Origin of the sequence: Kiloniella sp. EL199 (assembly GCF_900313065.1) — a bacterium.
In the GTDB taxonomy this organism is placed as follows: domain Bacteria; phylum Pseudomonadota; class Alphaproteobacteria; order Kiloniellales; family Kiloniellaceae; genus Kiloniella.
On sequence record NZ_OMPU01000006.1, the window covers coordinates 258186 to 272409 of the forward strand.

13 protein-coding genes and 3 tRNA genes are annotated in these 14224 nt (G+C 44.2%); 13 read left to right on the forward strand and 3 right to left on the reverse strand.

Annotated elements, in window-relative coordinates; genetic code table 11:
- Nucleotides 1–72: 72 nt before the first annotated feature.
- On the reverse strand, nucleotides 73–411 hold the full coding sequence (locus D9A03_RS04560) for a P-II family nitrogen regulator (RefSeq protein WP_047763637.1): 339 nt from the start codon (nucleotides 409–411) through the stop codon (nucleotides 73–75).
- A gap of 530 nt (nucleotides 412–941) precedes the next feature.
- Here D9A03_RS04560 and D9A03_RS04565 point away from each other — a divergent pair.
- From D9A03_RS04565 to D9A03_RS04625, 13 genes are all read left to right on the forward strand, one after another.
- Nucleotides 942–1018: transfer RNA gene (locus D9A03_RS04565), tRNA-His, on the forward strand.
- Nucleotides 1019–1187: 169 nt separating this feature from the next.
- Nucleotides 1188–1541 (forward strand): PilZ domain-containing protein, encoded by a 354-nt coding sequence (locus tag D9A03_RS04570; protein ID WP_162937975.1) that lies wholly within the window; start codon nucleotides 1188–1190, stop codon nucleotides 1539–1541.
- Nucleotides 1542–1649: 108 nt separating this feature from the next.
- Nucleotides 1650–2612 carry an SEL1-like repeat protein gene (locus tag D9A03_RS04575; protein ID WP_120496037.1) on the forward strand — a complete coding sequence of 321 codons (963 nt, stop codon included), beginning with the start codon at nucleotides 1650–1652 and terminating at the stop codon, nucleotides 2610–2612.
- A 167-nt stretch (nucleotides 2613–2779) separates the two neighbouring features.
- Nucleotides 2780–4258, forward strand: a complete 1479-nt coding sequence (locus tag D9A03_RS04580) for an NAD(P)H-hydrate dehydratase (RefSeq protein WP_120496038.1) — start codon at nucleotides 2780–2782, stop codon at nucleotides 4256–4258.
- Between the two features lie 131 nt (nucleotides 4259–4389).
- Entirely contained in the window at nucleotides 4390–4641 is a 252-nt protein-coding gene (locus D9A03_RS04585; RefSeq protein WP_120496039.1) for a hypothetical protein, read from the forward strand.
- A gap of 199 nt (nucleotides 4642–4840) precedes the next feature.
- Nucleotides 4841–5584 carry a DUF4197 domain-containing protein gene (locus tag D9A03_RS04590; RefSeq protein ID WP_120496040.1) on the forward strand — a complete coding sequence of 248 codons (744 nt, stop codon included), beginning with the start codon at nucleotides 4841–4843 and terminating at the stop codon, nucleotides 5582–5584.
- A 149-nt stretch (nucleotides 5585–5733) separates the two neighbouring features.
- Nucleotides 5734–5818 (forward strand) — tRNA-Leu (locus D9A03_RS04595).
- Nucleotides 5819–5923: 105 nt separating this feature from the next.
- Nucleotides 5924–7351 carry a trigger factor gene (gene tig / locus D9A03_RS04600; RefSeq protein ID WP_120496041.1) on the forward strand — a complete coding sequence of 476 codons (1428 nt, stop codon included), beginning with the start codon at nucleotides 5924–5926 and terminating at the stop codon, nucleotides 7349–7351.
- Nucleotides 7352–7497: 146 nt separating this feature from the next.
- Nucleotides 7498–8142, forward strand: coding sequence for an ATP-dependent Clp endopeptidase proteolytic subunit ClpP (gene clpP, locus D9A03_RS04605; protein WP_120496042.1), 645 nt, complete (start codon nucleotides 7498–7500; stop codon nucleotides 8140–8142).
- A gap of 189 nt (nucleotides 8143–8331) precedes the next feature.
- Entirely contained in the window at nucleotides 8332–9597 is a 1266-nt protein-coding gene (clpX, locus tag D9A03_RS04610) for an ATP-dependent Clp protease ATP-binding subunit ClpX (protein ID WP_120496043.1), read from the forward strand.
- A 137-nt stretch (nucleotides 9598–9734) separates the two neighbouring features.
- Nucleotides 9735–12134, forward strand: coding sequence for an endopeptidase La (lon, locus tag D9A03_RS04615; protein ID WP_120496044.1), 2400 nt, complete (start codon nucleotides 9735–9737; stop codon nucleotides 12132–12134).
- Nucleotides 12135–12302: 168 nt separating this feature from the next.
- Nucleotides 12303–12578, forward strand: a complete 276-nt coding sequence (locus D9A03_RS04620) for an HU family DNA-binding protein (RefSeq protein WP_046505047.1) — start codon at nucleotides 12303–12305, stop codon at nucleotides 12576–12578.
- Nucleotides 12579–12722: 144 nt separating this feature from the next.
- A tRNA-Val gene (locus tag D9A03_RS04625) sits at nucleotides 12723–12798 on the forward strand.
- A gap of 251 nt (nucleotides 12799–13049) precedes the next feature.
- On the opposite strand, the gene D9A03_RS04630 is transcribed toward D9A03_RS04625, so the two are convergent.
- Both D9A03_RS04630 and nqrM read right to left on the reverse strand, forming a co-directional pair.
- Nucleotides 13050–13571 (reverse strand): CBS domain-containing protein, encoded by a 522-nt coding sequence (locus D9A03_RS04630; protein WP_120496045.1) that lies wholly within the window; start codon nucleotides 13569–13571, stop codon nucleotides 13050–13052.
- Nucleotides 13572–13990: 419 nt separating this feature from the next.
- Nucleotides 13991–14218 (reverse strand): (Na+)-NQR maturation NqrM, encoded by a 228-nt coding sequence (gene nqrM, locus D9A03_RS04640; protein WP_120496047.1) that lies wholly within the window; start codon nucleotides 14216–14218, stop codon nucleotides 13991–13993.
- Nucleotides 14219–14224: the final 6 nt, after the last annotated feature.

A 14224-nucleotide genomic window follows, 5' to 3' on the forward strand; every position in this document is an offset into this window, starting at 1 on the left:
TTCCTCTGTACTAAAGTATTTTTTATGGAATTGGGTAAATTGGGTTTCAGGTATTGGTTAGCCGGATATTGATTAGATAGCGTCGCCGCCGCGTTCACCTGTTCTGATTCGAATGACCTCTTCGATGTGGCTGACAAAGATTTTACCATCGCCAATACGGCCAGTTTGAGCCGCTTGTTGAATTGCCTCGGTGGCGCGTTCAGCCAACTCGTCTTCAAGAACGATTTCAACTTTCACCTTGGGGAGAAAGTCGACAACATATTCAGCGCCGCGATAAAGCTCTGTATGGCCTTTCTGGCGACCAAAACCTTTTGCTTCAGTTACGGTAATACCTTTGATACCGACTTCGTGGAGGGCTTCTTTCACTTCATCGAGTTTAAAAGGTTTAATGATCGCTTCGATCTTTTTCATTTGTCCGAATGCTCCAGCATCAGTAAGGGGCGGCTCTTTCGTCCACATTGTTATGCCCCTGTTTTGCATGATGTATGCCAACTCTGAAATGGCGCAATTAAGTGATGTGTAGATCTGTATTTATGTATGTGCCTAATTTTTAATCACATGCTGCTTATTATTTAGCTGGTGGTTTGTCGTTTGATTATATTTGCGTCACGAGAGATAAGACCTGATGTGAGGTTAATAGAGGTCAGCTTCGGCACTGATTTTCATGTCTTAACGTTTTTTTTTGTGCTCCGAATCTGGAATCTGATTTTACTTTACTGGGGCAAGGGTACTTCAATTACGACTGAGAGGTTGTGTTTGTTGGTCGTAAGTAAAGCTTTTTCAGGTTTTAATACCTCTTTCTGATTCGTTATGATCCGTATTGGCAGGGAAAGAATGAAAACTATTTGATTTGTGTGTACAGTTGCGCTTGACGGTTTCGATCTATGCGTATAAAAGCTCGCTCATCGGTAACGGATGTACGTTGCCTAGTTGACCTTGTGGTGGCTGTAGCTCAGTTGGTTAGAGCACCGGTTTGTGGTACCGGGGGTCGGGGGTTCAAGTCCCCTCAGCCACCCCATGTCAATGTTGAATATTTAGAATGCGGTAACCGATTGGTTAGCCGTTTTTTGTATCTTCCTTTTGATCATGACTAAGTTATCGCCAACCTTATTTTATTAACGACTGATTAGGTTGTTTTGATTTATCATTAATTTGACATAATTGTTTCATTAATGAAGGCATGTGTGATGGAAAATAACGTGATCGCTGGTGAAGATAGACGCCAGGCTCCCAGATTTCCGGCTTCTGAACCGATTTCCTTAAAAGTGGTTGATAGAGATGGCCAAGCCGTTATGACAACCATTGCTGATTTGTCTTTTGGTGGGTTTTGCCTCAAGGGCAATCTTGGGGCTGATGTTGGCGAAGAAGTCACACTGACGCATTCCATTGCTGGTGAATTCCAGGGTGAGGTGATGTGGCAGCGGGAAAACCAGATTGGTGTTCGCGTTATAATGTCTTCTGGAAATCGTGAAAAATTGCTCCAATACACCTGTCTGGCGCTGTATCCGGATAAAGATGTTCCCGAGCAAATAAGATCCTGAATTAATCTTCACATAAATAAATGCTCATTATGTGAAGGTCATTGTTGAGCCATATTGATCTAATATGTAGGTTCACTACTGTAGTTTAGATTCGTAGGTTTCAATAGTATGCGTAAGACCCTTTGTAGTGTCCTTCTTGCCAGCGCAATGACACTCTCATCATTACATATCGTAAAAGCAGATGACTATTTGAATGGTGTCACTGCTTTCGAACAGGGGGATCATGCGCTTGCGTTGTCATTCTGGTTACCGCTGGCAGAGAATGGACATGGTAAGGCTCAATACAGTCTGGGTAAGCTATACGAAACACCAGAATATGGTAGTAAGCCAAAATATCTTGAGGCTATAAAGTGGTATGAAGCTGCTGCGAATCAGGGCGTTGCTGCTGCTCAAAATAATCTTGGACGTTTGTATGCTCAGGGAAAGGGTATCAAGGCAGACCGGGCAAAAGCTGTCGGTTATTGGCGTATGGCCTCGGAATCGAATCATCCAATGGCACAATATAATCTTGGCCTTGCTCTTTTCCGTGGGGAAGGCGTCGCACAAAATTTTGAGCGCGCCGTTTTCTGGTTCCACCAATCTGCTAATAACAATGTTTCCGGTGCTCAGTATGCTCTTGGCGAAGTTTATCGGTTGGGCTTGTCAGTTCCTGTCGATAATGAGGTGGCTGAAAAGTGGTATAGGGCTGCTGAGAAAAACGGAAGCCGTTCTGCCGCTGACAGGCTTGCTGAGATTGCCAAATTGAATGTTGAGGCAGAGGCAACACAGCCTGTTGTTGAAGAGGTTTCTCCCGAAAACCCTGATACATTAGTTGCTCTTGAGATTGAGAGTAGTGATAAGCAGGATGATACTAAAGAAGTGCCAGTCACAGAGATACAAGTTACAGTGCCTAAACCAGAGCCAAAACCTGAGTTAAAGTCAAAACCGGTTAAAACTGCCTTTGCTGAATCTGTAGCGCTAATTGGCCCGCTCAAGGATGATCCCGCTTTTAGGCCTAGGAAGAATCCTCGAGGCTATGCTGGTATTGGCAGTTTATTGGTGCCAAAGCCCAAACCTAATCCGAGAAGATAAGCAGGTTTTTAGGATATTTTGCTCTGTAGAAGCTTCCTGGCTCTTTTTATCTTCTAATATCTTCTATACGCTTATCTTCCCTCTACGCATCTATATCTTAGCCAGGATTTAGGCGCGTGCTATGCTATTAATTAGAAATGTTTTTCTAACTACTGTGATGATTATAGATGCCTGGGATTGATCATTCTCTTCTTAGCGTTCGCGATATGTATCGGGCCGATAGTCTGGCGATGGAATCTGGTGTGTCTGGAATTTCACTGATGGGGAAGGCTGGGCGGGCGGTTGCAAAAACGGTTTGCGGCATGGTTCCAGAGGGGAGGGTGCTTGTGCTCTGTGGCCCCGGCAATAATGGCGGGGATGGTTTTGTCGCAGCGGTAGTGTTGGATGAATTGGGGTATGAGGTTCAGCTCTATTCTATGGTGCCTATATCTGAGCTTAAAGGAGACGCACTTCATTTTGCGAGGGAGTGGCGGGGAATTGTCCTTCGCGAGCTTGATGAGGCAGATTTTGGACAAGCTGATGTTATTGTTGATGCGCTTTTCGGGGCTGGTCTTGCGCGCCCTCTCGATCGCACTTGCTGTAGTTATGTTGAATGGTCGCTAGGAAAGTGTGTTGTATCTGTCGATATACCAAGCGGTGTGTCTGGCGATACTGGTGAGCTTGTCGGGGGCATTGCTTTTCATGCAGAAAAAACAGTGACTTTCTTAGTGAAAAAGACAGGACATTGTCTCTATCCCGGTGCCGATTGGTGCGGTGATGTTATTGTTGCTGATATAGGTATTCCGAAAAAAGTCAGAGCAAAGTTAGATCTGCAATTTCAAGAAAATCACCCCGATCTTTGGTCTAAGCAAATTCCTCGCTATCAGTATGATCAGCATAAATATCATTTCGGGCATAGTCTTGTGTGGGGTGGCCAGATGTCTGGCGCTGGGCGTCTGGTCGCGATGTCTGCCTTGCGGGCTGGTTCTGGCCTTGTGACTGTCCTATGTTCCGAGGCAGACAGACTGCTTTATGAGCTAACGTCACCGAGTCTCATTGTCGAGGAGCATAAGGACCCCATGACGTTAGCCGAGTTTCTGAAAAACAGAAAAATAAGTTCCTTTGTTCTGGGGGCTGGGGGTGGTCGAAGCGATGACTTCAAATCCTTTGTTTCTACTATTCTGGAGAGCTGCTCCATTCCTGTGGTGCTTGATGCTGATGCCATCAGTGTTTTTGAAGAAAAACCGGAACAGTTATTATCTTTGTTGAATGATCAAGTAATTATTACCCCCCATGAAGGAGAGTTTAAGAGGCTTTTTCCCGAGATTCGGGGCAGTCGGCTGGAGCGGGCGCGTCAAGCTGCGGTAAAGGCAGGTTGTGTCCTTGTTCTGAAGGGGGCAGATACGATCATTACGGCACCTGACGGAAGGACGGTGATCAATACTAACGCGCCTTATTGGCTAGCGCGAGGCGGAACAGGTGATGTTCTCGCGGGTATTATTACAGGATTACTTGCGCAAAGTGTATCTGTATTTGAAGCGGCTTGTGCAGGTGTTTGGCTACATGGTGACGCCGCGCAAAGGGCTGGAAGTGGTATGATTGCTGATGATCTTCTGGCTGGCATTAGCGGGGCTATAGTGCCCTTCAAAAATGAAAAGATTGAGTGATAAATTTGTAACCCCTTAGAGTTACAAAAAAATATATGGTTTTTGATCTATTTATTTACTTTTATTTAATAGCTATCGGCGATTATTGGTACTGTCATGTAAAGTAAGTGTTCGTATATTAGGGTTTAATTATGTCATTTGTTGATAGTCTATATAAGTTCAAACGCGATTCTGATGAAGTCAAAGTTGGTCACAAATATCGTTATGTGAACCCCCATCGGGTTGTGGAAACGGCCAAGGTTATTAATGTAAAAAAGGATATCTTTGGCATCCCGCACGTCCACTTTTCAATATCAGTTGATGGTGACAGCAGTACCGGGTTCGAAGACTTCAGAACACTTGGCCTTTCAAGCTTTTCCGAGCGTTACTGCGAAGCTATTTAAACTTTGGTTATATAATAAATCCTGTGTCGGGCCTTGGACTGAACTGTTCGAGGCCTTTTGTATTTTGTATATTGTATATCTTCTGAGGGTGTGATTTCTTTGGGTTTAATCTTTTACGTATGTATATGTGTTATCTGAATCTGCTATATGTGATTACCAAACTCAGTCAGTAATTTTTCATCAGGTTCGGAATTCTTCTATGTTCAGGAAGTTCATCACATTTTCTGCTGCTTTATCAGTTACGCTTTTTTCTTTGCCAGTACAGGCAGATTTGTTTAGCGAAGGCCTTAAGGTTCTCAATGGCGGAGAAACCAAGCAGAAAGGGCAAAGTCAGAGTAGTCTGAGCGTTGAAGAAATATCAACAGGTTTGAAAGAAGCTCTACGGGTTGGTTCTTCCCGTGTCGTTGATAAGGTTAGCTTGCAAGACGGTTTTAATAAAGATAGCAACATTCATATTCCTCTGCCTGAGAACCTAAAGAGAGTTCAGGGGGCATTGCGTACTGTCGGCTTGTCCTCTATGGCAGATGATCTTGAACTCAAACTCAATCGCGGCGCTGAAAAAGCATCAGTAGAAGCGCGTGAACTTTTCTTTGATACGATTTCGAAGATGACGCTGGAAGATGCACGACGAATTTATGATGGGCGCAATGATGAAGCGACGAGATATTTTCAACAAAAAATGAGTCCTGAGCTAAAGGAAAGATTTAAGCCAATTATTGCCCGGACGCTTTCAGAAGTTGGTGCGATAAACAGTTACGAAGAAGTAATTTCCAGCTACAAGACGATTCCTTTTGTACCTGATGTGAAAGCGGATTTGACTGACTATACAGCTTCAAAGACGCTTGAGGGGGTGTTTTATTACCTGGCAAAGGAAGAAGAGCAGATTCGTCAGAATCCGGCGGCTCGAACAACAGAGATGCTTAAAAATGTTTTTGGTTATTGATTAAAAAAACAAGATTGGCAGTATTCTGGGGTTTTTTGATGCGCGAGAGAAAAACGTGATGAGAAAATCAAAAAAAAATAACAAAATTGAAAAGTCTTAGTTGCGTACTCCGTAATGATGTATTAAACCCCTCCAAATCGAGACGAAATGCGGGTGTGGCGGAATTGGTAGACGCACCAGATTTAGGTTCTGGCGCCGAGAGGCGTGGAGGTTCAAGTCCTCTCACCCGCACCATTTCGAAACTAATTTTTTTGACCCTGGAAGGCCAGCGCTGCCCGGGCAGCCCGCTTTTGTCCTCCCAGGTCTTTTTTACGTAGAAATGAAAGGCGTCGCCGGCAAATGCAGGTAACTGAGACTAACGCGGAAAATCTGAAACGCGAATTTACGGTGGTCGTACCCGCCAATGATATCGACGCAAAAATCGATAGTCGTCTGGTTGAGCTGAGTTCTCAAGTCAAGCTCCCGGGCTTCCGTCCTGGCAAAATTCCAATGAAAATGATGAAGCAGCGCTTCGGTAAATCCGTAATGGGCGAAGTTCTTGAAGCATTGGTCAATGAAACATCTCAGGAAGTGATTTCAGAGCGCAGCCTTCGTCCTGCGATGCAGCCAAAAATCGAAGTTACTTCTTTTGATGATGGTAAAGATCTCGAATATTCTATTGCTTTCGAAATCATCCCTGATATCAACCCAATGGATTTCGCCAAATTGAATCTTGAAAAACTATCTGTTGATGTTCCTGCAGAAGAAGTAGACGAGTCTCTTGGACGTATTGCTGAAAACCATAAAACAACTCAGCCTCTAAAACGTAAGCGTAAAGCAAAAGAAGGTGATGTTGTAACTATCGACTTCAAAGGCACTGTTGATGGCGAAGCACTTCCTGGTATGGCTGGGGATGATTTCAAACTGGAACTCGGTTCTGGTCAGTTCATCCCGGGCTTCGAAGATCAGGTTGTCGGTGCAAACATCGATGATGATGTGACTGTAAACGTTACTTTCCCTGAAGGGTATGGTAACGAAAAACTATCTGGTCAGGATGCTGTCTTTGAAGTGAAAGTAAAAGACATTGAAGAGACTGTTCCCGCTGAAATCGATGATGCGCTTGCTGAGAAACTTGGTGAAGAAAACCTCGAAAAACTTAAAGAGCGTGTTGCCGAGCAAGTTAAGGCGGAATATGACCGCATTGCACATTCTCATCTGAAACGTGAAGTTCTGGATCAGCTTGCTGATAACCACGATTTTGATGTTCCAGAAGCAATGGTTGAATCTGAATTTGACGGTATCTGGAAACAGATCGAAGCCGACAAAGAGCAAGGCAAGCTTGATGAAGAAGATGCTGCAAAGTCTGATGACGAACTGAAAGCCGAATATCAGGACATTGCTGTACGTCGTGTTCGCCTTGGTCTTCTTCTTTCTGAAGTTGGTGGCAAGAACGAAATTGATGTTACTCAAGAAGAATTGAACGCTGCTCTTCTTCAGGAAGCACGCAACTACCCAGGTCAAGAACAGGCTGTTTTTGAGTTCTATCAGAAGAACCCGCAAGCCATTGCTAACCTTCGTGCTCCTGTATTTGAAGACAAGGTTGTTGATTTCATCGTTGATCTTGCAAAAGTGACAGAGAAATCAATTTCTCCTGATGATCTACGCAAGCAGATTGAAGCTGAAAACGAAGCTGTATCTAAAAAGAAACCAGCTAAAAAAGCTGCAACAAAGAAGACTCCGGCCAAGAAGCCAGCTAAAAAAGCTACTGCGAAAAAGGCAGATGCTTAAGATCTGATCTGCTTTAATAAAACTAAACGTGTTGTATGGGTTGTGCGAATCTCTCGCGCAACCCATATTACTTTCTAGTGAGATATAGTTAACGAGCTTAATTTGTTAATTAATATGCGACACGCGAATTACGTTGAGGGGAAGCTATGAGTGATCCACGCGATATATATATGAATACTCTCGTTCCTATGGTTGTTGAGCAAACAAGCCGTGGCGAACGTTCTTATGATATCTACTCAAGGCTTCTAAAAGAGCGAATTATTTTTCTGACTGGTCAGGTAAACGATCAGGTAGCAAGCCTTATATGCGCTCAATTGCTGTTCCTTGAATCAGATAATCCAAAGAAAGATATCTCTTTCTACATTAACTCACCTGGCGGTGTGGTGACATCTGGCTTGGCGATGTATGACACAATGCAATACATCAAACCGGAAGTATCTACCGTATGTGTTGGTCAGGCTGCATCAGCAGGATCTTTGTTGTTGATGGCTGGTGCAAAGAGTAAACGCTTTGCCTTGCCAAATTCAAAGATCATGATCCATCAACCTTCTGGCGGTTTCCAGGGACAGGTGACGGATATTGAAATTCATGCAAAAGATATCATTAATACCAGATCTCGCCTGAACGGTCTCTATGCTGATCACTGCGGTCAGCCGATTGAGGTCATCGAACAGGGAATGGAGCGTGATAACTTTATGACGCCTGATGAAGCCAAGAAATTTGGTTTGATTGATGAGGTGATTTCTCATCGTGAAGCAGATGCCAGCGATAAGAGTGGTGCATCTAAATAATTAGTAATTTGACCAGCACAGGGAACTGTTCATTAACGAAGCTTTGTTACCTTTATAACAAATGACAGGTACTTTAATTGGTATTTGTCGAGGTATTTTGCTTATTACATGGATATTTCCCATTGTGCGGGTCGGGTCTGTCTGTCAACATGACCTAATATTGGGAATTGATTTCGAGGCTCATACGTAATGTCAAAATCGAGCGATAACGACTCGAAAAATACTCTCTACTGTTCCTTCTGCGGCAAGAGCCAGCATGAAGTTCGCAAGTTGATTGCGGGACCCACCGTCTTTATTTGTGATGAGTGTGTCGAATTATGTATGGATATCATTCGTGAAGAACATAAATCATCATTGGTGAAATCTGGTGACGGGGTACCTTCGCCTCAGGATATCTGTGATGTGTTAAACGATTATGTCATCGGGCAGGGGCATGCTAAAAAAGTTCTCTCTGTTGCTGTGCATAATCATTACAAACGTCTGGCACATGGGAACAAATCTGGTGATGTCGAACTCGCCAAGTCCAACATTATGCTGGTTGGACCAACTGGTTGTGGTAAAACACTTCTGGCACAAACTCTGGCGAGAATTCTGGATGTTCCCTTTACCATGGCTGATGCGACGACATTGACCGAAGCCGGCTATGTTGGGGAGGATGTTGAAAATATAATTCTCAAGCTCCTGCAGTCTGCTGATTACAATGTTGAGCGTGCTCAACGTGGTATCGTCTATATTGACGAGGTCGATAAGATCAGCCGTAAGTCTGATAACCCGTCTATCACACGTGATGTATCAGGTGAAGGTGTTCAGCAGGCATTGTTGAAAATTATGGAAGGCACTGTTGCTTCTGTACCGCCACAGGGGGGGCGGAAACATCCGCAACAGGAATTCCTTCAGGTCGATACAACGAACATCCTCTTTATTGTCGGTGGTGCTTTTGCAGGACTGGATAAAATTATCTCTGGTCGTGGCAAGGGGTCATCCATTGGTTTTGGGGCTGATGTTCAGGGGCCTGACGAGCGAAGAATGGGTGATATCCTTCGCGAAGTTGAGCCGGAAGATTTGTTGAAATTCGGTCTGATACCTGAATTTGTTGGCCGTCTACCAGTTGTTGCGACACTGGAAGATCTTGATGCTGATGCATTGGTTGAAATTTTGTCCCAACCAAAGAATGCGTTGGTTAAGCAGTACAAACGTCTATTTGATATGGAAGATGTTTCACTGACTTTTACTGATGGTGCTCTTTTGGGAATTGCTGGAAAAGCAATTGAGCGGAAAACCGGTGCACGCGGTCTGCGTTCTATAATGGAAGGTATTCTTCTTGATACGATGTACGAACTGCCAAACCTTAAAGGTGTCGAAGAAATTGTTATTAATAGCGAAGTTGTAACCGGTAAGGCACAACCTCTCTATATCTATGGTGATAGCAAGGAAGAGACCGGCACGGACGCGTGACTTTTTTGAGGCCATTCTTTTTTCTTAATGGCTTGAAGGTTATGTACCTGTTCTTATCTGTATAGTTGTTTATTTTACGGGGGGTGAGTGATCACCCCCTAGACTCTGTTTTTAAGCCAGCGAGCTTGTGAGGATATATGTTGGAAATTTCTCACGGTGATGTTTATCCCGTACTGCCTTTACGTGACATAGTTGTCTTCCCGCATATGATTGTTCCCTTATTTGTCGGACGTGATAAATCTGTTCGTGCGCTTGAAGATGTGATGAAAGAAGACAAGCAGATCCTGCTTGTGACACAGAAAAATGCATCACAGGATGACCCTAGCCCTGCGGATATCTACACCGTAGGTACAATTGGCACAGTTCTTCAGTTGCTGAAATTGCCCGATGGTACGGTTAAGGTTCTGGTTGAAGGCGCGCGCCGTGCGAAGATTACCAAATTTTCTGATAATGAAGACTTCTTCCAGGCAGAGGCAGAACCGTTGGATGATGATGACGGAGATGAAAGAGAACTGGATGCTCTTTCAAGAAGCGTCGTTTCCCAGTTCGAGCAATATATCAAGCTGAACAAAAAAATTCCGCCGGAAGTCCTGGTTTCAATTAATCAGATCGATGAATCTGGTAAACTTGCAGATACAGTTGCGTCTCATCTTTCACTTAAAATTTCCGAGAAGCAGGAACTTCTTGAATGTGAAACAATTGCTGAGCGTCTGGAAAAAATCTACGGCTTTATGGAAGGCGAAATTGGCGTTCTTCAAGTCGAAAAAAGAATTCGAAATCGCGTTAAGCGCCAAATGGAAAAAACTCAGCGCGAGTACTATTTGAATGAGCAGCTAAAAGCTATTCAAAAGGAACTTGGCGAAGGGGAAGATGGTCGGGATGAACTCGCCGAGCTTGAAGACAAGATCGCAAAAACCAAACTGACCAAGGAAGCTAGAGACAAGTCCACGACGGAACTGAAGAAACTACGCAACATGAGTCCCATGTCTGCTGAAGCTACTGTTGTTCGTAACTATCTTGACTGGATGCTTTCTATTCCGTGGAAAAAACGCAGTAAAATCAAAAAAGATATTCCTAATGCCGGAAAAGTTCTGGATGAAGAGCATTTTGGTTTGGAAAAGGTCAAAGAACGTATTCTCGAATATTTGGCCGTTCAGCAGCGTATGCGTAAGGTCAAAGGTCCGATTCTTTGCCTTGTTGGTCCTCCCGGTGTTGGTAAAACATCTTTGGGCAAGTCGATTGCACGAGCGACAGGACGTAACTTTGTCCGCATGAGTTTGGGCGGTGTGCGTGACGAATCTGAAGTACGTGGTCATCGCCGTACATATATCGGGTCTATGCCGGGTAAAGTTATTCAGGGAATGAAGAAAGCTAAATCTTCTAATCCGTTGTTTCTGCTGGATGAGATTGACAAGTTGGGGAATGATTGGCGCGGTGATCCCTCCTCGGCTTTGCTTGAAGTATTGGATCCGGAACAAAACAACACATTTAATGATCATTATCTCGAAGTGGATTACGATCTCTCTGATGTAATGTTTGTGACTACTGCAAACTCATTGCGCATGCCGCAACCTTTGCTGGATCGTATGGAAATCATTCGGATTCCCGGCTACACAGAAGATGAGAAGCTGCAGATTGCGATTCGCCATTTGATTCCAAAACAAATGAAAGATCATGGTGTCAAAAAAGAAGAGTGGTCTATCGATGATGAAGCTCTTCGCAAACTGATACAGCACTATACCCGTGAAGCTGGCGTTCGTAATCTGGAGCGTGAAGTTGCCAAGCTATTGCGTAAGGCAGTCAAAGAAATCGAGATGGGAACAATGGCTACTGTTCATGTGACTATTGATAACCTCGGTGATTTTGCTGGCATTCAACGCTATCGCTATGGTGAAGCAGAGCAGAAAGATCTTGTCGGTGTTGTTACCGGGCTTGCCTGGACAGAGGTTGGCGGTGAGCTGCTGACGATCGAATCTGTTACTGTTTCCGGTAAAGGAAAAGTTTCTGCGACAGGTAAACTTGGCGATGTGATGAAAGAATCGATCCAGGCTGCAGAATACTTTGTGAAGAGCCGTAGCCTGGAATTTGGTATCAAACCGTCTTTATTTGATAAAAAAGATATTCACGTGCATGTGCCAGAGGGAGCGACTCCTAAAGATGGCCCTTCTGCTGGTGTGGCGATGGTCACGTCTATTGTCTCCGTTTTGACGGGAACGCCGATTCGACATGATGTTGCCATGACTGGCGAAGTAACTTTGCGTGGTCGTGTGCTTCCGATTGGCGGCTTAAAAGAAAAAATGATGGCTGCGCTTCGTGGAAACATAAAAACGGTCATTATTCCGAAGGAAAATGAAAAAGATTTAGCCGATATTCCTGAGAATGTTCTTCAGGGACTCAAGGTAATACCTTGTTCTACGGTGGATGAAGTCCTTAAAGAGGCTCTTTCCGAGAATCTAACACCTATAGAGGATTGGAGCGAAGGAAGTGATGCAGAAAAGCATCATGAAAGCGATCGTGAGGGGGTAATTACGCACTAGTTGTGCTTTTTGTGAGGCAAGATAGATAAAATGCTACCAAAACCCTTGGGATTCGGTCGTTTCTTGCATTGACGTCGCTGCCATTAGCGATCTACAATCACCTCACAATCAAGAAGTCATTAGACACTTTTTTCAATCTTACCCGTATAATTAGAGGGGGGGTCAACCATGAATAAAAATGATTTGGTCGCAGCTGTAGCTGACAAAACAGGTCTATCCAAGGCCGATGCAGGTAAAGCTATCGACGGCGTGTTTGAAGCTGTAACAGATGCTCTAACCGGTGGCGACGAAGTTCGTCTCGTTGGTTTTGGTACTTTCAGCGTAGCTGCACGTGCTGCTTCTCAGGGTCGTAACCCACGTACTGGTGAGGTTATTCAGATTCCTGCTTCCAAGCAGCCTAAGTTTAAAGCCGGTAAAGGCTTGAAAGACGCTGTAAACAAGTGATAATTGTTTGTAGTTGTTGACGAAAAACCGGTTAGCTTTTGGCTAACCGGTTTTTTTATGTTTATTGTCAATTTTGTGTAATTTTGCTCTTGCCAAGGGCGGCGAATCACCTTACAAGCTCCTTCATCAGACGGGACGTCTGGTGGGCGATTAGCTCAGTTGGTAGAGCATCTCGTTTACACCGAGAGGGTCGGCAGTTCGAGCCTGTCATCGCCCACCAGACGTCTTAATTGAAACGGCGCTTCATTATTTGAAGCGCCGTTTTTGTTTTTATAGATCAGTATCTTACGATTCTGTTTTCGGTTGAGTTTGAGGGGGCAAGCTACTTGCTGAGCTTTAAGTGTAGAGCTTGTATGCGTATACTGTTCTCAATAGGGAACAGCATTCGGAGGCAGTGTGATTATCAAGTAAAACGCTCTGCCATCCATGAAAGACTCTCAGAACTGTTATCTATATAAAATCAGAAGAAACTTAACCAACGACAAGTTGCTTAAGCTGTAAAGCCTCGTACTCAAGCTCATTAAGGCGGTAGTTCACGACATCCCCGATGGTAACAACACCAACAAGCTTTTTGTCTTCCATAACGGGCATATGACGAAAGCGGCCATCCGTCATCCGGCGGAGGACAGATACAAGTGGTTCGGCCCGGGTGCAAACTTCAACATTACTTGTCATGACCTGTTCAACTTTATGAGGAAGCGTTCGCCCCGGTGTTTCGGCCAGTTTACGAACAATATCACGCTCGGAAAGGATTCCGAGCAGGGTGCCGTTGGAATTTGATACGACCAAGGCTCCTATTCGTTTTTCGCTGAGTAGTTTGACTGCTTTTCCTAATGTGTCTTGAGGGCTTATAGAAAAAACAGCGTCACCTTTATTTGCGATTATATTTTGTACCGTAGCCGTCCCCGTAGCAAAATTGGATTGCGTTGATTGACTAACCGTTTTTTTTTGCCGGTTATCGCTTTTCCTTGGTCCTTGATAGGTTGTAGGCATAAAAAGCATCCTGACTTGATTGTCATAATGGACTGTGCTTAATAACTATAAGGCAAATCATTTATTTGGGGAAGTCTTGCTTTTTGACAACGATAAATCTGGCTCCCTGGAGCGCGACGTTAATTTTTATAATTGCCTGTCTGGCCGGCTATAAGTATCGCCGGGTTTGGAAGGCTGAGGGGCCAAGATGGCAATTATGGATTTCTGGCCTAATAGCAGCAAGCTGCCTATTGGTATTGGGCTTTATACCTCTGTCTACCGGAATTTAAATACTACATTCAAAGAGTTTGTATTATAAGTAATACTCAGCTTTAGTTTTCTTGGCGTTCAGCTTTTTATGGCGCAATGGGAAGATAAAAAATCCCCTCTCACATTTTGGTTAGAGGGGATTAATTCAAATGAGACGTCTATAGCTTTATTTAGCTGGCTTCACTTTGTTTTGCACGAGCACGTGGGCAACTTAGCCTGTCGCGTAACGGGCTATTCGGATCGACTTCTTTATTGCAAACCAGACAGTGATCAGCGTCACCGATGGCATTCAGGCCACCGCAACTGCCCTTTATCGTCTTCCCTTGCATAATGACACCAATTGCCATGCCAAGAACGAGTAAGACCAAGATGCCGAATGCTAAAAAGAAGGTTGCCACGGTCTG

Bases quoted from the DNA above. Each gene is read 5' to 3' on its own strand.
- D9A03_RS04560 (WP_047763637.1), bottom strand. From the start codon at position 411: ATGAAAAAGATCGAAGCGATCATTAAACCTTTTAAACTCGATGAAGTG.
- D9A03_RS04570 (WP_162937975.1), top strand. From the start codon at position 1,188: ATGGAAAATAACGTGATCGCTGGTGAAGATAGACGCCAGGCTCCCAGA.
- D9A03_RS04575 (WP_120496037.1), top strand. From the start codon at position 1,650: ATGCGTAAGACCCTTTGTAGTGTCCTTCTTGCCAGCGCAATGACACTC.
- D9A03_RS04580 (WP_120496038.1), top strand. From the start codon at position 2,780: ATGCCTGGGATTGATCATTCTCTTCTTAGCGTTCGCGATATGTATCGG.
- D9A03_RS04585 (WP_120496039.1), top strand. From the start codon at position 4,390: ATGTCATTTGTTGATAGTCTATATAAGTTCAAACGCGATTCTGATGAA.
- D9A03_RS04590 (WP_120496040.1), top strand. From the start codon at position 4,841: ATGTTCAGGAAGTTCATCACATTTTCTGCTGCTTTATCAGTTACGCTT.
- tig (WP_120496041.1), top strand. From the start codon at position 5,924: ATGCAGGTAACTGAGACTAACGCGGAAAATCTGAAACGCGAATTTACG.
- clpP (WP_120496042.1), top strand. From the start codon at position 7,498: ATGAGTGATCCACGCGATATATATATGAATACTCTCGTTCCTATGGTT.
- clpX (WP_120496043.1), top strand. From the start codon at position 8,332: ATGTCAAAATCGAGCGATAACGACTCGAAAAATACTCTCTACTGTTCC.
- lon (WP_120496044.1), top strand. From the start codon at position 9,735: ATGTTGGAAATTTCTCACGGTGATGTTTATCCCGTACTGCCTTTACGT.
- D9A03_RS04620 (WP_046505047.1), top strand. From the start codon at position 12,303: ATGAATAAAAATGATTTGGTCGCAGCTGTAGCTGACAAAACAGGTCTA.
- D9A03_RS04630 (WP_120496045.1), bottom strand. From the start codon at position 13,571: ATGCCTACAACCTATCAAGGACCAAGGAAAAGCGATAACCGGCAAAAA.